19 protein-coding genes are annotated in these 20,695 nt (G+C 47.9%); 13 read left to right on the forward strand and 6 right to left on the reverse strand.

The genetic code is table 11. From position 1 onward, the window contains the following. The first annotated feature begins 163 nt into the window (after positions 1-163). From NK638_RS01955 to purF, 11 genes are all read left to right on the forward strand, one after another. Positions 164-820, forward strand: a complete 657-nt coding sequence (locus tag NK638_RS01955) for an alpha/beta hydrolase (RefSeq protein WP_198336051.1) — start codon at positions 164-166, stop codon at positions 818-820. Positions 821-937: 117 nt separating this feature from the next. Further along, positions 938-2,038, forward strand: coding sequence for a cell division protein ZapE (gene zapE, locus NK638_RS01960; protein WP_274631724.1), 1,101 nt, complete (start codon positions 938-940; stop codon positions 2,036-2,038). 182 nt (positions 2,039-2,220) lie between these two features. Next, on the forward strand, positions 2,221-2,865 hold the full coding sequence (locus NK638_RS01965) for a nitroreductase family protein (protein ID WP_274631725.1): 645 nt from the start codon (positions 2,221-2,223) through the stop codon (positions 2,863-2,865). Positions 2,866-2,982: 117 nt separating this feature from the next. Further along, a complete protein-coding gene (locus tag NK638_RS01970) occupies positions 2,983-4,272 on the forward strand; it encodes an NAD(P)H-dependent glycerol-3-phosphate dehydrogenase (RefSeq protein WP_274631726.1) in 1,290 nt (429 codons plus the stop codon). Positions 4,273-4,346: 74 nt separating this feature from the next. After that, complete coding sequence (sixA, locus tag NK638_RS01975) at positions 4,347-4,805, forward strand: phosphohistidine phosphatase SixA (RefSeq protein ID WP_274631727.1); 459 nt, start codon at positions 4,347-4,349, stop codon at positions 4,803-4,805. A gap of 116 nt (positions 4,806-4,921) precedes the next feature. Further along, positions 4,922-6,157, forward strand: coding sequence for a type II secretion system protein GspL (gene gspL, locus NK638_RS01980; protein WP_274631728.1), 1,236 nt, complete (start codon positions 4,922-4,924; stop codon positions 6,155-6,157). Between the two features lie 44 nt (positions 6,158-6,201). After that, complete coding sequence (gene gspM / locus NK638_RS01985) at positions 6,202-6,777, forward strand: type II secretion system protein GspM (RefSeq protein WP_274631729.1); 576 nt, start codon at positions 6,202-6,204, stop codon at positions 6,775-6,777. 200 nt (positions 6,778-6,977) lie between these two features. Then, entirely contained in the window at positions 6,978-7,382 is a 405-nt protein-coding gene (locus tag NK638_RS01990) for a DUF4870 family protein (protein WP_105246715.1), read from the forward strand. Positions 7,383-7,501: 119 nt separating this feature from the next. Next, a complete protein-coding gene (locus tag NK638_RS01995; RefSeq protein WP_274631730.1) occupies positions 7,502-8,536 on the forward strand; it encodes a quinone-dependent dihydroorotate dehydrogenase in 1,035 nt (344 codons plus the stop codon). Between the two features lie 60 nt (positions 8,537-8,596). Beyond that, on the forward strand, positions 8,597-9,094 hold the full coding sequence (locus NK638_RS02000) for a CvpA family protein (RefSeq protein ID WP_192992885.1): 498 nt from the start codon (positions 8,597-8,599) through the stop codon (positions 9,092-9,094). Positions 9,095-9,369: 275 nt separating this feature from the next. Further along, positions 9,370-10,905: an amidophosphoribosyltransferase gene (gene purF, locus NK638_RS02005; protein WP_274631731.1), complete on the forward strand. Its 1,536-nt coding sequence runs from the start codon at positions 9,370-9,372 to the stop codon at positions 10,903-10,905. Positions 10,906-11,003: 98 nt separating this feature from the next. On the opposite strand, the gene NK638_RS02010 is transcribed toward purF, so the two are convergent. From NK638_RS02010 to yajC, 6 genes are all read right to left on the reverse strand, one after another. Then, on the reverse strand, positions 11,004-11,363 hold the full coding sequence (locus NK638_RS02010) for an AzlD domain-containing protein (RefSeq protein WP_274631732.1): 360 nt from the start codon (positions 11,361-11,363) through the stop codon (positions 11,004-11,006). Further along, positions 11,353-12,084 (reverse strand): AzlC family ABC transporter permease, encoded by a 732-nt coding sequence (locus tag NK638_RS02015; protein ID WP_446739796.1) that lies wholly within the window; start codon positions 12,082-12,084, stop codon positions 11,353-11,355. Before NK638_RS02015 ends, NK638_RS02010 begins: the two co-directional genes overlap by 11 nt. A gap of 236 nt (positions 12,085-12,320) precedes the next feature. Next, positions 12,321-13,727, reverse strand: coding sequence for an MATE family efflux transporter (locus NK638_RS02020; protein WP_274631733.1), 1,407 nt, complete (start codon positions 13,725-13,727; stop codon positions 12,321-12,323). 307 nt (positions 13,728-14,034) lie between these two features. Beyond that, a complete protein-coding gene (secF, locus tag NK638_RS02025; protein ID WP_274631734.1) occupies positions 14,035-15,258 on the reverse strand; it encodes a protein translocase subunit SecF in 1,224 nt (407 codons plus the stop codon). Between the two features lie 9 nt (positions 15,259-15,267). Further along, the gene (gene secD, locus NK638_RS02030) at positions 15,268-17,145 is read right to left on the reverse strand and encodes a protein translocase subunit SecD (RefSeq protein WP_274631761.1); all 1,878 of its coding nucleotides are present in this window, start codon (positions 17,143-17,145) and stop codon (positions 15,268-15,270) included. A 381-nt stretch (positions 17,146-17,526) separates the two neighbouring features. Continuing rightward, on the reverse strand, positions 17,527-17,856 hold the full coding sequence (yajC, locus tag NK638_RS02035) for a preprotein translocase subunit YajC (RefSeq protein WP_274631735.1): 330 nt from the start codon (positions 17,854-17,856) through the stop codon (positions 17,527-17,529). Between the two features lie 585 nt (positions 17,857-18,441). Here yajC and NK638_RS02040 point away from each other — a divergent pair. Then, complete coding sequence (locus NK638_RS02040; RefSeq protein ID WP_274631762.1) at positions 18,442-19,722, forward strand: CNNM domain-containing protein; 1,281 nt, start codon at positions 18,442-18,444, stop codon at positions 19,720-19,722. A 389-nt stretch (positions 19,723-20,111) separates the two neighbouring features. Beyond that, entirely contained in the window at positions 20,112-20,606 is a 495-nt protein-coding gene (locus NK638_RS02045; RefSeq protein WP_274631736.1) for a hypothetical protein, read from the forward strand. Positions 20,607-20,695: the final 89 nt, after the last annotated feature.

The following is a 20,695-nucleotide window of genomic DNA, read 5'->3' on the forward strand; positions in this document are numbered from 1 at the left end:
TATTAGTCAGCTATTTGACACCGTTTGGCCAGATTTAGCCCATTTAGATGGCTATTGATTGAATTGAGGACACGCCCTAGGGCGTCTGTACAGCAAATCACTTGAAATATAAACCATATCTAGGATAATTGAGACATTCATTCTTAATTAAGTAAGTAATAATATGCACCTGATTCCTGCTCCTGCTGGCGTGCTCGAGGTCGATGCGCTCTGGCAACAAGACAACCCTAACGATCCCAATACCGATACGGTGGCGCTGCTTTGTCACCCCAATCCTTTGTTTGATGGGACGATGAATAATAAAGTGGTCACGACCATGTACCGCTTTGCTCGCGATAGTGGCATGCATGTGGTGCGGTTTAATTTTCGCGGTGTCGGTCAGTCCACAGGCGAGCATGATTATGCCGATGGCGAAGTCGTCGATGCGATGACCGTGCTACAATGGATCGCTGAGCAAACCGGCGCGCGCAAGCTGTGGTTGGGCGGTTTTTCCTTTGGCGGGTATGTCACCGCGCGCGTCGCCGAACAAGTGCTTGAGGCCTCACATATCTGGGACGTGAGCGATTTTGAGCTTATAAATATCGCGCTTATCGCGCCATCGGTAGAAAAAAACGACAGCAGTGATATCGACTTACCTGCTGATAAGACCTTTGAGATTTATGGGAATGCTGATGAGGTGATTGACCCTGCTAATATGCAAGCATTTGCGGATCGTCTGGGTATCGCCGTCAGTGTGGTCGATGGGGCGGGGCACTTTTTTCATGGGCGTTTGTCTGAATTAAAAAAACTGCTTGAGCACCACAGTTTTTCTGGACGATAGTTTTTCTGGACGATAGCTAGGATCGATTGCTATGAGCACCGCCTCAGCTATATACAATCGTAAAAATACAACCATTTGATTTTATTAAATAATTTTTATTAAACAATGAGTCGCATTATGAGTTTATCCCCGTTGCAACGCTACGAGCAAGCCATCAGCACAGGTGAATTTACGCGAGATGAACAGCAATATCAGGCCATGAGCTACCTCGATGAGCTGTATCACCAGCTCAATGACAGCGTGCCACAAAAAAAGCGCTTTTTTAGCTTTTTAAAATCCAAGCCTGCTGCCCCAAAGGGTCTGTATATGTGGGGCGGGGTAGGCCGCGGTAAGACGTGGATGATGGACATGTTTTATGACTCGTTGACCATCGAGCGTAAGATGCGGCAGCACTTTCATCATTTCATGCAGCGCGTGCACCAAGAGCTTAACGCGCTCCAAGGTCAAAGTGATCCACTCGAAAAAGTCGCTGATATTATTTACAAAGAAGCGGTGGTGATTTGTTTTGATGAGTTTTTTGTCTCCAACGTCTCTGATGCCATGATCTTAGGCGATTTGTTTACTATGCTGTTTAATCGTGGTGTGACGTTGGTCGCCACCTCCAATATCGAGCCAGCAGGTCTGTATAAAGATGGCCTGCACCGTGACCGGTTTTTGCCTGCGATCGCTGAGGTCGAGCAGCATACTACGGTGATGAATATCGACTCAGGCATCGACTATCGTTTGCGGGTACTGCAGCAAGCTGAGCTGTATGAGTCGCCATTGACCAAGGCCAATCATCACTGGCTGGCCAACCGTTTTGCCAGCCTGTCTAACAACCAAAAAATCAGCAAAGAGCCCATCGTCATCAATGGCCGCTCGATTAAGGTCAACGCCCGTACCGAAGATATTTTGTTTTGTGACTTTAGACACTTGTGTATGGAGCCGCGCTCTGCTGCAGATTTTATCGAAATCGCCAAACAGTTTAGTACGGTGTTGGTCGATGTGGTGCCAGCCTTAGACGATGATTTACGTGATCCAACGCGGCGCTTTATTTATTTGGTTGATGAGTTTTATGATCGCCGTGTCAAGCTACTGGTGCGTGCCGAGCAATCTATTCTTGAGCTCTATCAGGGAGAAAAGCTGGCTTTTGAGATTGAACGTACACGTTCGCGTTTGCTTGAGATGCAATCAGAAGACTACCTGCGTACGGAGCATCGCACCGAAGAGGCTGCGTAGCGGCAATGGCTGTTAAGTACAGTAATAGCTGTTGAGGGCAAGGGTGTGTTAAAGGTATCACAAAGGCATGATATCAGTGTGCGCATGCAATGGTTTTTAGTCGTTTTGAGTAAAAATAGCTTCAAGGATTATCAAAGCTTGACGCAACCCGTCTGTGACCACAAAATAAATAAGGAGCGGTAATGACTACCTCTGATAAAAATAATAAAAAGCCGTCTATACAAAGTATCGACACGGATGAGATGCCAGTCAATAGTGAAGCGATGATCGGCTGGATTGGCTCGAGGCGCAGCATGGGCAATCTAGACACGCCTGCACCTACCCGTGCTCAGATAGAAGCAGCAATCGCCTGTGCGGCCACAGCGCCTGACCACAAAACGCTGCAACCGTGGCGGTTTATCGTCACCGAAGGTGAGGCGCGTCGTCAGTTGGGCGCGGCATTGGTGAGCGCCGCAAAGGCACAGGCTGCACAACAAGGTGAAGTGCTGACCGAAAAAACCATCAAAAAAACTCATACCATGCCGCTACGTGCACCTGTTATCATAACGGTCGTGACCAACATGCAAGCACACAAAAAAGTGCCGCCTTTTGAGCAGCTGCTCAGCGCAGGCGCCGCTGTCCAAAATATGCTACTGGCTCTAAAGGCACAAGGCTTTAGTACGGTATGGCGGACAGGTTTGCTTTGTAATGAGCCTGCGGTCAAGGCATACTTTGGCGTGGGGGCAGATGATTATATTACGGCTTTTGTTTATACTGGCACCAGTCCTAAGGACGAGCCTACACGCAAGCCCATTGACATTGAGCCGCTCATACGTTTTGAGTCATAAGGTTTACAGGCGCTTTGGTTTAGATGCCCACAATATACAATAAACACGGTCGGCATCTTGGTTTTCAATCACGATAATGCTATTTATAAATAAGTCAGTCAACACGGATACCAGAACATGACTAGCCCTAACGACAGTAATAAAGACACCAATAACGAGCATAATGACACGGATAAGCAAAGCTCTGATAAACAAAACAGTCTGCTGGCAGGCATCATCGAGCGCGCCACCAAGTCAGGTCTGGGCCGTAAAAAGCTCAATCCCAGTGCGGTAGAGTCTGCCGTTGCAAAAAACATGGCCAAAATCAGCAATCCGACCAAGCTACGTTTGGCGTTTTTGGGCGGCGGCAGCTTTGGTACTGCCATGGCAAACCTCGCGGCGAGGAATGGCTGTGATACCACGCTTTGGGTGCGCAATAAGCGCACTGTTAAGGCGATGGCAAAAACCCAAACCAACAAAAAATATTTGCCAGGACATAAGCTTGATGATCGCTTAAAATACAGTCATGACTTGGCCGCCGCAGTCAAAGACAAAGACATTGTTTTTATCGCGGTGCCTGGTTTGGCCTTTCGTGAGACACTAAAAAACATCGCGCCTTTTATCAGTGGGCAATCTATTGTTTCTTTGACCAAAGGTATGGAAAAAGACACGTTTGCCTTGATGAGTGACATCATCAAAGAAGAGTTGCCAGAGGTGAATTTTGGCGTGATGTCAGGGCCCAATCTGGCCATAGAAATCATGAAAAACATGCCCTCTGCTACGGTGATTGCGAGTGAGTCTGAGCCGCTGCGTCATGCGGTGCAAGCCGCGCTGCATAGTGCGTTTTTTCGGGTATTTGCCAGTGATGATGTCAAAGGCGTAGAGCTGGGCGGCGCGCTCAAAAACATTTATGCGATTGCTATGGGTATGGCGGCGGCCTATGAAGTCGGCGAAAACACCAAGGCCATGATATTGACTCGCGCTTTGGCTGAGATGAGCCGTTTCGGGGTTGAGGCGGGGGCCAATCCATTGACCTTCTTAGGCCTGTCAGGTGTTGGTGATTTATACGCAACCTGTAACTCAGAGCTCAGTCGCAACTTTCGTATCGGTAATATGCTTGGTCGTGGTATGAATATCGATGCAGCAGTCAAAAAGCTGGGTCAGACCGCGGAAGGGGTCAATACCATCCAGCAAGTGCACGAAAAAGCCACCCGCGAGGGCATCTATATGCCCATCACTCATGCCCTATACGCCGTCATTTATGAAGACAAGGCTGCCTTGGGTGTGGCTTTGCATCTGATGGAAGCTGGGTTTCGTAGCGATGTCGAGTTTGTGATGGCGCATGATCATAGCAATGCAGCGCTGACAGCACATATGAAAAGCTCAGCCAGCAAAACCGCTGACAAGGATAGTGATAAAGACAAATAATACGCCAAATAAAAAGCCGACTTGTTAAAAACTCGCAGTAGATATGCAAGGCTTAGGCGGTATTAAGGAAGATTATGAAAATTATATTGGTACGTCATGGTCAAGCAGAGAACGACACGCGGCCAGACAGCGCGCGTCAACTGACAGATCTGGGTAGAGAGCAGGCGGCGCAAACGGCAGAGTTCGTGATGACGCGCTATCAGCCAGATCAGTTTATCGTGAGTCCTTATGATAGAGCGCAGCAAACCTTGGCCGCGTTTCAAGCCTGTGCGCCAACGGTGCCCTTTGACATACTAGATAACATTACGCCAGCAGATGATGCGCATCAAGCCTTGATCGATCTCGGTCATATTGAAGCCGAGTGCTTGGTTGTGGTGTGTCATATGTCAATCGTCGCTCACATCGCAGGGCTACTGATAGGGGAGTATCCTGAGTCGTTTGCCTTGGCAGAAGCACGAGTGTTTGAGATGGACTTTGTGATGGCTGGCATGGCGCGTGAAACGGATCGCTTTGTACCGAAGCAGCCTTATTAGTTTGTTTGATGTGATGTGTGTTTTGCCCGTGATTATGGTCGTTACCCAGTAGTAGTTGTCTACACAATAACGCCACCTACCTTTGATAAATGCTTTAATGATTAAGGACACGCTTAGTGATACATGTTTGGTTACGGGCGCAGCATAGCCCACTGGCTGTCTGGCATGAAGACCTTCAACACTGGCAAAGCGTTGAGGGGTGGCAGCAGCTACAAGAGCGGTATGGGAGTTATAAAGCCAATGAAAAAAATGCAGTCTGCCTGTACTTTCCATCCAGCCATGTATTGCAGGTAGATACTGAGCTAAATACTGCCCAGCTCAAGCAGCTGGGCAATAGTGGCAAGCAGTATTTGTTTGAAGAGATGTCCTTGACTCCTGTGGAGCAGTTGGCCGTTCGCCAGATCAGTCACGCTGAGCGTCATCAATTGTATGCCTTGGCGCAGAGCGATATCGACTCATGGCAACAAAGCGCGCAGTTGGCTGGCATGAGCCTCATCGCACTATTGCCTGATTTTTTGTTATTACCTGCGCCAACGGAGCAGGCCGGTCAGCAAATCACGCTTTATCAAGACGAGCAAACCACTTTGCTGCGCCAGTCTGTATGGCAGGGCATGGCGGTCAGTTATTTACCGCTGATTTTTGAGCGTTTTCCGCACTTAAGCGAGGTGAGCCTTTTGCCGCCTATCGCCGCTATGGAGCAGCAAGACGAGCTGGACGCTCGGTCTGATTGGTTTGCCCACACCGCTGAGCTTATCGCTGATCATCAGCTGCTGCTGACGCCGTTATCTGCCTCCCCAGTACCGCTTGAAAGCCCTGAGCGCCATGCGCTAAATTTCTTTGTAAAGTCCGCTGATTCTCAGCTATCGCCGTATTTACGGATGGCGATGATGGTGGCGTTGGCAGCGCTAGTGCTACAAATAGCAACCGATGGCGTGCAGTGGTATCAGTACCAGCAGGCAGCCACTGCGACCAAAGCTGAGATTGCAAATCAGTATAACTCTTGGTTTGCCAACGAGCCACTGAGCAGTCGCAACAAGCTACAAATACAGCTGCAACCAAAACTGCGCCATGACAGTCAAGCACAGGCGTCTCATATGGCGACACTGGCACGGCTATCACCCTTGATCAAACAGTCTTCATTGCATGCACAAGCTTTGGTGATGCAGCCCTCTGCGCTGAGTTTTACCTTGATTGCTCCTGATCGTGGTAGTCTTGACCAGTTTACCAGCACCTTGGTCGCCCAAGGCATCGATGCAAAGCTGGCTCAGGTCAATAGCACTGAGCAAGGGCAGTTCAGTGGTCAGATCACAGTAGCGGTCGCAGAGAGTGCGGACTTGCAAGCGGCCTCATAGTCTAAGTCTTTCTTACTTATCGTAAAATCAGCAAAAGGTAGAAAATGAAACGTTTACAGCGCCGTGCCAAGAGCCGCAACAGCATTGCTGAGCCGAGTAAGCCAATAAAGGACAATGCTTTATTGGAGCGTTTTAGTCATTACCGAAACACATTATCGTCGCGCTGGCATGCCTTGCCATCACGCGATCAGCTAGCGCTAACGGTACTGTCTGTGTTTTTATTGGTGTTTGTGGGCGGTTATGGTGGCTATAGTATGCATCAAGCAGCAACAGACAGTAAAAACGCCTATCAAGCGCAAGTGGCCGATTATTTTTGGCTGCGTGCTCAGGCAGGCAATATCGATAGTCAGGCGCTCACTGCATCTGCCGCCTCAGACGGCGCAGCGGCCATGCCGCCTGCCAGTCGCGTCAGTACGCTACTTGATCACTCAGGTATTGCCAACGCGCAAGTCGTCGCGGCGGGCGATGCGGTACAGCTCAGCTTTGATCATACCAGTCAAGCGGTGGTCAGTGGCGCACTTGCCAAGCTGCAGCAGCAAGGTTGGCAGTTTACTCAGCTATCGATGCAACAAGATTTGACCAGTCAGCTAATACAAGTGCAAGCGACCATCGCTCAGTGAGTCATCTATGAGCGTCAATCACGGCGCTCATGCTACAGAGTCATTAGCCACTGAATCATCTACGGCAGGCTATTGATAGATGCACCATTGAAAACCCCTTTGTTTGACACAATGAACTAAGTATCAGTCACTGTCAGATATGGATGCGTACAATGGCCAATTATCCTACAAATAACAATAGCAATCAGGCGAAGGATACTATGAATAGCGACAAACGCCGCTCCTTAATCACTTACAATCACATCACTTATCTGCTCTATGTGGTCAGTTATTTTACTGCAGGTCTGTTGTGGATTGTGCCGATCGTGATGAACTATGCTAAGCGTCATGATGCCGATGGCTCATGGCTTGCTACTCATTTTGATTGGCAAATCAAGACCTTTTGGTACAGTATTGTTTGGTTTGTCTTGGGCATTGTTATTATTGCCTTTGCGCTCGGTGGATTTGGGGTGAGTATGTTGACCGATAGTAGCAACAACATGGCCATCGGTTCGGTACTACTGGCAGGGGTTGGCTTGCTAATAATGCTGTTTACTTTTATTTGGCATCTCTACCGAATCATCAGAGGTTGGATTGCACTCACAGACAATCGCCCTGTGCCTTAATATAAAAATTTAGCCCATGAAACTTTGCTCTTATTTCTGTTAAGCTGATATAATCGCAGCGCTTGATCTTATTCGCACTTTTCATTCACCATAACTTTCGAGCAGGGTCTGCCACCATTATGTCTTATGCCTTACTTCGCCCTTTTTTGTTTAATATGGATCCTGAGCACGCCCATGAGATGACACTGTCTTTATTGGACAAAGCGCACAGAGCGCGTGTATTGGGGTTGGCCTATGGTCAGTTGATGCAGCCCACTGACTGTATGGGGTTGCAGTTTTCCAATCCTGTAGGATTGGCTGCTGGACTGGACAAAAACGGCGATTATATCGATGCGCTGGCGGAGCTAGGTTTTGGCTTTATTGAGGTCGGGACCGTCACGCCTCGAGCGCAGGCGGGCAATGAGAAACCCAGACTCTTTCGAATCAAACAAGCCGATGCGATTATCAATCGTATGGGGTTTAATAATCAGGGCGTTGATTATCTGATAGAAAACGTTAAGCGGTGTAAATACAAAGGCAATATCGGAATTAATGTCGGCAAAAACGCCGACACCCCTGTAGAGCAGGCGGCCGATGACTATGTATACTGTCTTGAGCGTGTCTATCCGCATGCCTCTTATATTACGGTCAATATCTCCTCGCCCAACACCAAAAACTTACGCGATTTGCAAAGTGGCGAAGCACTGACGCAGCTGCTGCATACGATCAAAAACCGCCACAGTCAGTTGGCTGGCGAATATGGCTTTTATGTGCCATTGGTGCTAAAGGTCGCTCCAGATTTAGAGCCATTACAAGTTGACTATATATCGCAGCAGTTAATAGACTTTGAGATTGACGGTCTAATCGCAACCAATACCACGTTGAGCCGAGTCGGGGTTGAGGATCTGCGAGATGGCGACCAAGCAGGCGGGCTATCAGGTCGTCCTGTGAGCCATACCAGTACCCAGATATTGCAGCAGTTCTCAGATCAGCTAGAGGGCAAGGTGGCACTGATTGGGGTTGGCGGTATCGACAGCGGTGCCAAAGCGGTCAAAAAAATCGAAGCAGGGGCCGATATGATACAGCTATATACTGGGCTTATCTATCGTGGGCCTGGTCTGGTACAGTCTTGTATTCAGGCGATCGGCGGCTATTATGACGCCATGGAAAGCTAAAGCCTGTCATCAGCGGCACTCTCTCACCATACAAATGATAAAACCAATGAGGCATAGGACATGAGTGGTTTGGATATCGTGATTGCTATCGTCGTCTTGGTTGGACTGTGGCGCGGCTTTCAGGTAGGGCTGATTAAGACAGCAGTGGGTTTGCTGGGCTGGTTTGTCGCCCTTATCGCCGCCACTCGGTTGGCAGGTTCGATTGCTCCGCAGCTGGTGGGTGTGGTGCAAAACCCTGTTTTGCAGATAGCCATGGCGTTTTTATTGGTGGTGATTGTTATTTTGGCCATTATGCACTTGGTTGCTTTTGTATTCTCCGGCGTCCTTCAGACGCTGCGTTTGGGTGTGTTGGATAAAATGGCAGGCGGCGTACTCGGTGCGGCAAAAAACGTACTGATGGTCTTGGTTGTACTGAGTGTCAGCGCGCCTCTGCTGGTACAAATGCCGCAGTGGCAAACGTCCGTCCTCGCGCCAGAGCTATTGCCTTATGCACCGATGGGTAAAGCCTTGGTGTCAGACGTACTGGGCATGGCGTGGGATCAGGTCAATCAGTCTTAAGCGCCCGATACCATCGGCCAATTTTGGTTAGACCAAATTTTATGACATTATCTTCGTATTTTTCCTTGATAAAAAATGATTTGATAGCAATTACAGCTCATAAACGGGCAATCGACATTCTAGAGTCGATGGCGGGCGTTTTTGACAAATAACACATCAGTGTAGTAAGAGATATCATCAGGTAGATGGCAGGGCGATGCTGGCTGCTAAACAGGCCGCTCTAAAGTGTCGTCGTCATTGTAGTACTAATGTATGGGTCAAAATAGGATAAAACTATGTGTGGAGTCGTTGGGGTTGCAGCTCATGAGCCAGTCAATCAGATTCTTTATGATGGCTTGACGATGCTACAGCATCGCGGGCAAGATGCAGCAGGTATTGTGACGTTGCAAGATGGACGACTCTATCTGCGTAAAGAAAACGGCATGGTCCGTGATGTGTTTATGAACCATCATATGATCAAGCTGGTCGGCAAATTTGGTATCGGCCACGTACGCTATCCAACAGCGGGCACCTCTAGCAGCGCAGAAGCTCAGCCATTTTATGTCAACTCGCCTTATGGCATCACCTTGGCACACAATGGTAATTTAACCAATGCTGAAAGTTTGGCAAAAGAGCTGTACATCGAAGATCGTCGCCATCTAAATACCGACTCTGACTCTGAGGTCCTGCTCAACGTACTAGCGCATGAGATGCAAAACTTGGGCAAAACCAACCCAAGCGCTGACGATATTTTTGAAGCGGTAAAAGCGGTATATAGCCGCTGCGAAGGCGCTTATGGCGTGGTCGCTTTGGTCACAGGTCACGGCTTATTGGCGTTTCGTGATCCAAACGGTATTCGTCCGCTGATTTTTGGTAAGCGCATGGCACCTAACGGCGGCACCGAATACATGGTGGCATCTGAGTCTGTGGCATTGACAGGGTCAGGCTTTAGCATTATTCGTGATGTCAAACCAGGCGAAGCAATTTTTATCGATTTGGATCACAAGCTGCATACCCATCAATGTGTTGAGCAAAAAGAATACACGCCTTGTATCTTTGAGTATGTTTACTTTGCCCGTCCAGACTCTATTATGGACAACATCTCAGTTTACAAATCACGCTTGCGCATGGGCGAAAAACTGGCAGACAAAATCCTTGCAGAGTGGGGCGACGATCACGATATCGACGTGGTGATTCCTATTCCAGACACCTCGCGCACCTCTGCGATGGAGCTGGCGCTAAAGATGAACGTCAAGTACCGTGAAGGGTTTATGAAAAACCGCTATATCGGGCGTACCTTTATTATGCCAGGTCAGCAGCAGCGCAAAAAATCTGTCCGTCAAAAGCTCAGTGCAGTACCGCTTGAGTTTAAGGGCAAAAACGTATTGTTGGTAGATGACTCTATCGTCCGTGGTACGACTTGTCACGAGATCATCCAGATGGCGCGTGATGCTGGTGCCAACAAAGTGTTTTTTGCTAGTGCCGCGCCGCCAGTCAAGTATCCAAACGTGTATGGTATCGATATGCCGGTGCGTAGCGAGCTGATCGCCTCTGGTCATACGGTAGAGGAAGTGCGTGATATCATCGGTGCTGATCGTTTGATTTTCCAAGATTTAGAGGATTTGATTGACGCGGTCAAGGACACCAAGTACAGCAAAGTAGAAGGGTTTGATTGTGCCGTGTTTAATGGCTGCTACATCACAGGTCAAATCAACGAAGCCTATCTTGACTATCTACAAGAGCAGCGCAGCGACACTGCCAAAACAGGTAAAAAAGGCGTGCAAATCGTCGCCGACACGCCAGTCGATATGATGGGCGTCGAAGAGCTATAATGTCTCACTGAGCAGCCGCTCATAGTATCTAATAAAAAGGCTGGACTCTTATCAGAGTTCAGCCTTTTTCATCACAAGATAAAAATAAGATAAAACTGTTAGCCCAAAAACTGAGTAAACAGCCATAGCAGCCCATTAATGGCAGCGATACCAACGATCATACTGACCAATAGCTGACGGCTGATATGATAAATCAGTAGCACCAACAGTAGCGCGCCAATCTGTGCCATCAGCAAATGTAGCTCTGCGCTATGCATACCGGTGGTTACTGATAAGTTTTGATAAGAAAGGCTGGTGAGGATAAGCAGCACCATTACTGATAAGGGCAGGCTTTCGTTTAAACGGTGTAGCCACGGCGTGTCCAGCAGCTTTTTTGGTATCAAAGCGGGGAGTGCACGTGTCACAAAGGTCACTGCAGCCATTGCAAAGGTGGCCAAAATCAGATAACTACTGCTCATGAGCGTCTCCTTTTATACCGCGCTGTACCCAAAAACCACGTGCCAAAATCATCAACATACAAATAGAAATGGCCACCAATAATAACCAGTTGCTGGTAAATAGTGAGGCAATCAGTAACGCAACAATGGCAATGCCAATAGGAAAATAGCGTTTGATGCTCTGAAACTGCTCATAGGCCAATATCGCAAACAGACAGACCAGCGCAAAATCTAAATGCGGCACCATATCACTAAGGGTGCTGCCGATCATCACGCCGATCGCGCTCGCCAACACCCACCAGCTTTGGTTAAACAGACTAATGGGTAAAATGAGCGACCGCCTTGACTCCTGAGGTAGGCTGGTCATCATCGAAAATGTCTCGTCGGTCAAGGCAAACAAACAGTAGGTTTTGGCGATTTTATTCTGCGGGAGAGAGTGGAGCAATGGCATCCCATAAAACACGTGACGCAGGTTAATTGCGGCAATATTGGTTGCCATATTGCCAATCGGTAGGCCGGCACTTAGCATGGGCAAGCAGGCGTACTGAGCGGCGCCTGCATAGAGTACGACACTGAGCATAATGGTCGCCCATATAGGGATGCCCGCCACCTGCGCGAGCACACCAAAGGCTATCCCCGCTGGCAGATAACCCATTGCCACAGGCAAACTTTTTTTAAATCCCTCGGCCCAGTTATAGTGGGCCCTATGCTGCTGATGTAATGATTTTGATTGAGTAGTCACGTGACATCCTAATTTTCTTACTGACTTTTTTTTATTAACTTGCTATAACGTTTTTATATCGAACTGACGATATCAACATCGGAGCAAATACCGCCTTACGCGTCTATAGTTAGCTGAATGTAAAACTGTTATGGATTTAAACGCGCTACTGGTATAAATTTTACTTGCGTGCTGCGTTCCCAGAGGCTGCGCACAATTCATCCCAGTAGCGCTATGACATTTTTAGAATGTATCGACTATATTTGGAGCTTTTCATAATCGCCTGTCTGATGAGCGCGGTATAAAAAACCTATTAAAATAATAAGTCTGAGTAGCAATAGGCTCCAGACGCTGAGCCAAATACCAGTCATATCCCACTGCTGATAGAGTAGCCAGCTTAGCGGAAAAAAGACAGCCGCTAAGATAAGCGCGGCATTCCGAATCACCTTACCAGCAGTCAGACCAAAAAATATGCCATCCAGCCAATATGCGCCCACACCGACTAAGGGTAAGAGCACTGCATACCAGTGATATTGGTCAGCTAAGCGAAACACCGCCTTGATATTGGTCATAAATGGCAGGTAGATAGGCATGGCCAGCCACCAAACCGCGCTTAATAAGATAGCCAGCGTGTAACTGACGACCCCAGTGCGCTTGATAACGACGCGAAAGCTTGCCCAGTCGCGTCGCCCAGCTGCCTGTCCGCTCAGCGTCTCAGCTGATACAGCGACGCCATCTAAGGCAAAGGCAGATATGCTCAATACTTGTAATAATATGGCATTGGCCGCCAATATAACATCGCCACTTTGAGCAGATAGACGGGTAATCCAAGCAAAGCTTAACGTTAGAATCAGCGTACGTATAAAGATGTCTTTATTCAGTGAAAATAGCCTAAGCATTTTTTCTTTGGTAAAATGCTGGCTGTCAGCACAAAACAAGGTTTGCCAAGATATCTTTAGGTGTCGGCAGCTCAGCCATAAAGCCAATAATACACCTGACCAAAACGCAATGGTGGTGCCCAGTGCCACACCGACCAGCTCCATCTGTAACCCAAAGACAAAAAACAGCGTTAGGATAATGTTGAGTATGGCAATAAAGCCCTGCTGATACAGCATATAACGGGTTTTGCCTTGCCCTGCAAACCAGCCAATAAAAGCAAAGTTCATCAGCTCGGCGATGACACCCCAAAAACGCACATCCAAATACGTCTTGGCCGCGCGGCCACTTTCAGGATTGGCCGATAGTGCCTGTAGACCAAAATCTATCAGCCAAGGCTTTGCTAGCAGCAATACCAAGCCGATGGCCGTGGCTAATAATAAAGCACGCTGTAAGATGGACAATAAAGGAGTGATAGCATGATAATCAAGCGTGTTTTTATCTTTGCTTGCTACGTCCAGTTGCCCCAGAGCTTGCGCGGATAGTCCAGACGATGCATATTGCAAAAAGTTAAAACTAACCAGCAGTAAAGACAGCAATTGTATCGCAAGCCCCATACCTGCAAGCTTAGCAGTATCATTCATATTGCCGACGATGGCCGTATCGATCACGCTTTGTAGCGGCATGGCCAGATTTGCCAGCAAAACTGGCAGTGCAATTGCGATGATGCGCGCGTAGCGGGTATCAATCGGTGGTAAGGCGTTAGCAGAGGAGGCGGTAACTGACATTTTTGACCCGTTTTATGCCCTTTGTTAAAGACAGTGCGCTGTCGTAGGCGATGCTAAATAAAATCAACATACAATATGATGACACGTGATGGACATACGTCTTTTTGCTGGCTGAGGTTGTCTTATATTGACCTAATTGTGGTCAGTAGTTCGTAAACGCAGCAAAAAGACAAAAGCACCTAGACTCACAGTTGGTGAGTCAGGTGCTTATTTTTACACGCTATTATTGTATTAAAGATACGAATTTTGTGTTTATGTTGTCAGTTGGCCATAAGATAAGAGAATGCCATCATGGCCAAATACGGCTTTATTCGTACATTTTTGGATCGTTAAACGTCACGATTTCTTCTTCAAACTCAGGCTTTACTTTTACAATAAAGTCGTCACGTGACAGTCCCATACGTAGTGGGATTGAGCTTGCGATGTAAGTCGATGAATACGTACCAGCCAGTAGACCAATAAATAGCGCTACTGAGAACCAGTATAGTCCATCACCGCCTAAGAACATCATGGCCAATACTACAAGTAACACGGTTGAGATGGTCATAATCGTACGGCGCAACGTCTCTGTCAAAGACAGGTCAATGGTTTGTCGCGGTGAGATACCACGGACGCGGCGGAAGTTTTCGCGAATGCGGTCATAGACGACAATCGTATCGTTCAATGAGTAACCGATCAAGGCTAAAATAGCAGCCAACACCGTCAAATCAAATGGAAAGCCGAATAGGGCAAAGACACCAATAGTAACGATGGCGTCATGAAACAGCGAAAGCACCGCTCCCAATGATAGCTTAAATTGGAAACGTAAGGCCACATAACCGAGCATACAAACCAGCGCCAGTGCCAACGCCATGACGGAGTTTAAATACACTTCGTTGCCCACTTGGCTACCGATGATATTGATGTTACTGATATCAGCAGCATTATCGGGCAGTGTCAATGCTTGGGTCAAGCTGGAATTTAGTCCATCGACATTATCAGACTGCGGCGGTAGGCGTACCAGTAGCTCTTCTCGAGTACCCAAATACTGTACGACAGCATCATCAAAGCCACCATCGGCTAAAGCCTGTACGACCTCTACTTGCTCGACAGGTTGCTCATAGCGTACGTCTGCTGAGACGCCCCCGGTAAAGTCAAGGCCTAGGTTTAGGCCATTGACCGCAATTGCAATGATACTACCGATGACCATCAAGAGCGATAAAAGCGCCATTGGCTTTTCTATCTTCATAAATGGAATGATACGCTGATCGCCTACCGCTTTGATGCCGCCTTCTGCTTGCGCTGCTGCATAGTCCTCTGCATCACCTATATCCAGATTTGGATCGATGGCTTGGGTGCTGAGCGTTTGTGCGGCGTTATCACCGCTATTGCCGCGGCGTGCTTTTTTTGATTTGGCTTGGTTGTTGCTGCCTTTGCCATCACGGCGTGGTTTTTTGCGACGGCGCGTGCTGCTAGCGTCTGTGTTTGAGCCGCCTGGACCATTTCGATCTGGATTGTTTTGTTCTAAAGGGTTGTTCTTATCGATCGCCATAGTGTTCTCCTAACCGATGCTCAAACGTTTGATAGATTTACGCTTACCATAAGCAATTTGTACCAACGCACGTGTCACCATGATGGCGGTAAATAGTGAGCTGACAATACCGATAGCTAACGTAATTGCAAAGCCTTTGATCGGGCCTGTACCGATGGCAAATAAGATAAACGCCACCAACAATGTGGTGAGGTTGGCATCAAAAATACTACTAAAGGCGCGATCAAATCCTGCCACAATAGCGGATTTTGGCCGTACGCCGTTGGCCAGCTCTTCGCGTATGCGCTCAAAAATCAGGACGTTGGCATCGACCGCCATACCGATGGTCAAAACGATACCTGCAATGCCTGGTAGGGTAAGCGATGAGCCTAAAATCGACATAATAGCGATGATAATAATGACGTTTACCGCTAGAGCCACGTTGGCGATGACACCAAAGAGGCGATAAAAAATAATCATAAAGGCAAAGACCAGCAAATAACCGACCTGCGTCGAAAATAAGCCTTTTTCGATGTTTTCTTGACCGAGTGATGGGCCGATGGTGCGCTCTTCGACGAAATACATCGGAGCCGCTAAAGCACCTGAGCGTAGTAACAGTGCCAGTTCAGCTGCTTCAGCACTACTATCTAGCCCCGTGATGCGGAAAGATGAGCCAAGTACCGCTTGAATATTGGCGCGGTTGATGACCTTTGCCTCAGCGTAAGGCGTGCGTACTTCGACGGTCTCGCCAGTCTCTGGGTCTTCTTCATAGGTGATTCTTTGTTTGTTTTCGATAAACAAAACCGCCATCTGTTTGCCAACAGCAGTACGGGTGGCATTTTGCATTAGCTTGCCACCAGCACTGTCTAGCGTGATGCTCACTTCTGGCGAGCCGTTTTCGTCGACGCCTGTCTGTGCATTGGTGACTTTATCACCTGTGACGATGGCTTGACGGTCTAGCAGTACTGGAGGGCCATCGAGCGTCTCAAAGGGAAAAGCCTCAGTGCCTGCTGGTGGAATGCCGCCTGTGTAGGTGTCAGCGTCTTCAGCGACCATGCGAAACTCAAGGTTTGCCGTACGTCCAAGGACACGTTTGGCCTCGGCTGTGTCCTGTACGCCAGGTAGCTCTACCACGATACGGCTAGCGCCTTGTGACTGTACGAGGGCTTCAGTCACGCCCAGCTCTGCAATACGATTACGTAGGGTCGTGAGGTTTTGATTGACCGCGTAGCTTTTGATCTCATCGAGGGTGGCGTCATTGTATGCCAAGATTAGCGCTGGGCCTTGCTCATCAATCGAAGACTGCAAATTAAAGGTATTGCCCATTGATCCTTGTAGGATGTTTTGAGCACGGTTACGCGCGTCCGTATCAGCAAAATGCAGTACGATGCTTTGATTTTCAGTTTTGATGCCCTTGACCGCCACTCGTTCAGCACGTAGCTCACGGCGCATATCACGGCTCGCACTACTTAAGCGCTGCTCGAGAGCCTTATCCATATCGACTTCGAGGACAAAGCGCACACCGCCGCGCAAATCCAGACCAAGTTTCATCGGTTTTGCGCCGATGCTACGTAGCCACTCTGGCGTGGTCTGTGCTAAGTTGAGCGCTACGACATAGTCCTCGCCCAGATTTTGACGCAATACTTCTTGCGCCTTGAGCTGATCGACTGGGTTTTTTAGGCGTACCAGCGCACTGTTGCCCTCAAACGTACCATCATGACTGTCCAGACCTGCCTCAGTAAGCAGTCTTTGTGACTCGGTCAAAATACCTTCAGACAGCTGAGTACCTGCGGCAGCACTGGTAATCTGTACGGCAGGTTCGTCAGGGTAGAGGTTGGGGGCAGCATACAGACCGGCAATGATAAGCACGACGGCGATGAGTAAGTATTTCCAAGCGGGATATTGCATAATCACTTCTTTAGGTTGATAAACGACTGGCGACGTAGGCCACAAGTTAGCAGATGGGAAGTTAGCGATAGCAATGGCCGAGTGCCGTATTTGGCAGTCGTTGTCATGTACCATTGCGATCATCCGCGATGATAATAAAGCATAAAACAATAAAGCAAATAATACAGATGACGCTTTGCGCCGTCATCCAAAATATCTGTTATCGAAAGATTATCGATAACATAAAGCTGACAACTTATCGCCGTCTTTGGCATTATAAAATGTAAGGTTTTGCTACTTTATAGCGAAAAACGACCGTAGACAAGGTACGGTCATTTTTTAGGCACGTACGTATTTATCAGTGCGACGAGCGCACGATCATAAATACAGAACGGCTGATAATTATACGCTCTCGATAGTGCCAGCAGGCAATACTGAGATGACAGAAGCGCGCTGTATCTTCACATCTGTGTTGTTGTTCAAGCTGACGACAGCATAATCGCCCTCAATGTCTTTGATACGGCCCATCAGACCACCGGCAAAGATAATCTCATTGCCGACACTAAGCGCATTGACCATAGCACGATGCTCTTTGGTACGCTTAGACTGCGGGCGAATGACCAAAAAATAAAAAATCGCAAAAAAAGCGACAGGCAATAAGATCTGGCCAAATATTGACCCAGCGCCTGCAGTTTCTGGGGCCGCATGGGCGGCTTGGATAAATAGCAACATAATTTAACCCTCCGCGCCTGCAGTTTCTGGGGCCGCATGGGCGGCTTGGATAAATAGCAACATAATTTACTCTCAGTAAGTCATAGACAATAATAAAATTAGACGCATAGTAACAAAAAATCCCAGACTTGGTAACTGTTAATCATAAGCTGGGTGTGTTTTCTCTGGTATATCGGGCGATTGATCGCATCAAATGCTAGCCAAAAACCCATATGACGAAACGTAAAACATCGGGGATAAACGGCGTACGTAAAAAATCGCACTTAAAAAGCGCGGCTTATTGTGAAATATTATCATCAATGCTACTATCAAATGGCAATAATTGCCGCCACACGATACCCAGAGGGTAGGGCTGGTAAGCTGTCCTTATAAAATGTCACGCGCAGCAGCCAGATGTTGGTTGTTGACTGATTGGGTTGTTAGTTGCCTATACGACAAGCTGTCAGGCAAGGTGGTGGGCATCGATGAGTGCCTGTTTATCGAGCATTAACCAGCTTTTATGCGGTAGATGCTCGGCGGCGCGTACTCATGATATTATCTTTTTCTTCTTTTCTGTTTAGGTTACCTAACTTGTCCACCTCTTTTATGTTTGTACCTCGTTTAAATCGTCCGCGGGCTTGTCGTCAAGATGAGTCAGCAGAACCTCCCCCAAAGATGTGTCGTCCTGCTCGTTTTGGTCGGCCGTTACTCGCGATGCTGCCGTTTCCTGCCGTCTTGCTACTACCGCAGATGGCTTGGGCGGCTGACGCGGCGGTTGCACCAACAGCGCTGAATGTGATGCTGCTGATATTTTTTGTCGTACTGGCCATTGGCGTGTCTTTTGCATGTTCGTTGGCCGAGTCTGTTTTGCTGAGTATGACGCCGTCGTTTATCGCGGACGTACAAGAAAGCAACCCCAAAAAAGCGGAAATGCTTAAAAGTCTAAAAGTTGATAATATCGATCAGTCGCTGGCCGCTATTTTGACATTAAACACAGTGGCGCACACGCTTGGCTCTATCGGCGCTGGTGCCCAAGCGACTATCGTCTTTGGTAGTGCTTGGTTTGGACTGTTTTCGGCGATTATGACGCTGGCGATTTTGTTTTTGTCTGAAATCATTCCCAAGACTTTGGGCACGCTGTATTGGCGTCAGCTTAGCGGTCTGGTGGCTTATTTTGTCCGAGGTATTATCTTGCTGCTGTATCCACTGATTTGGATATCAGAGCGCCTCACCAAACTGCTGGTGCGCGGCAAAGAGCCGCAAACCTTTAGCCGTCGTGAGTTTGCCGCTTTGGCCAGTATCGGTGAGGAGTCAGGTCAGATAGACCCGCTAGAGTCGCGCATTATCCGTAACTTGCTGGCCTTTGGTGCTATCAAGGTTGAGGACATCATGACGCCGCGCTCAGTGATGCTCGCTTTTGAAGAAAATAAAACCGTGGCTGAGCTGCTGGTGGATCGCCCTAAGCTGACGTTTTCGCGTTTGCCGATTTATGATGGTGATTTGGACAATATTACCGGTTTTGTGCTAAAAACAGATATGCTGCTGGCCAAAGTCAACCACGCCATGCACAAACCGTTGACCCAGTTTAAACGAGAGATCACCTTTGTATTCTCAAAGATGAAACTGTTTGACTTGCTAGAGCTGATGCTAAAAAACCGTGTCCACATTGCCATTACTGTGGGTGAGTATGGTGAGGTCAAAGGTTTGGTGACGTTGGAGGATGTGTTTGAAACCTTGCTCGGGTTGGAGATTGTCGATGAGATAGACCGCGTCGAGGACATGCAAGCGCTGGCACGGCAAATGATGGACAGACGCGTAGAGCGGCTCGGTATGAAGCTCAGTGATGATGAACAGTCTGAAGACAATGGCTCAGAAACCAAGTCATAACGCTAAGCGTGACTGATTACACTGCTCTGAGTTTCCGTCACTATCAAGCCTTATTGTGATAATCAGTGAGGCTTGATATGACGGTATATTTCAAGATAGTCTATCGTTATAGATGTTCGCAATAATTACACAGGGTGTCACATGGCTGTGAGAATTGAGTGATAGTCTCACACTATGATACGAGTCTGCCGTGATTGGACTAAAAAAATTACCAAAATGGCTCGTAAAGTCAATATTAAGGCGTCAATACCTATACTCAGTATAGGTGGCCTATTTAGTCAAACGATAAATGCGCTTGTGGTCTCTACGTCAATACATAGATAAATATAAAATGTATGATAAATAGAAACTGTATGACCATAACGCCGATAATATCGCTAAGGATTATCATGAAACGAGTATGGGGAAACGGGCTTTTGGCTCTGATGATAAAAAGTACCAGTGTGGCTGCTATCGTTGCTGCTGCAAGCACCATCACGATCAATGCGCAGGCGGCGACCATGACCGAAGCGCTAGTAAAAAACTACGCCGCTGCCATGAAATCATCAGCGAACAGCCAAAACATCAACCAAGTTGCACGTTTGGTCTCGGATGATGCGCTGATTTCTTTATCTAGAAAAGGAAAAACAACCAGTCTGGACAAAGAAGCTTATCTAAAACTGCTGCAAAACAGCTGGAACGACACCTCCAATTATCGCTACGATATCTCTGTCGATAACATCGTCATCACAGGCGGACAGGCCAAAGCCAATGTGACCACCAATGAAAGCTGGGTAAAAGATGGTCAGCAGGTCTCGTTTGTCACCACCTCGCGGGTGACCTTGACGCTCTCGACGGGCAATGCTGTCTTATTGCGTGCGGTCTCACAAGTGACTATTAATTAAGAGTATTTCATTAAAAGTATCTGATTAAGAGTAGCTAATTAAGACCATCAATCATTAAGATGGTGAGTAAATACAGCTCATCCATGATA

Origin of the sequence: Psychrobacter sp. A3 (assembly GCF_028823565.1) — a bacterium.
Classification (GTDB): domain Bacteria; phylum Pseudomonadota; class Gammaproteobacteria; order Pseudomonadales; family Moraxellaceae; genus Psychrobacter; species Psychrobacter celer.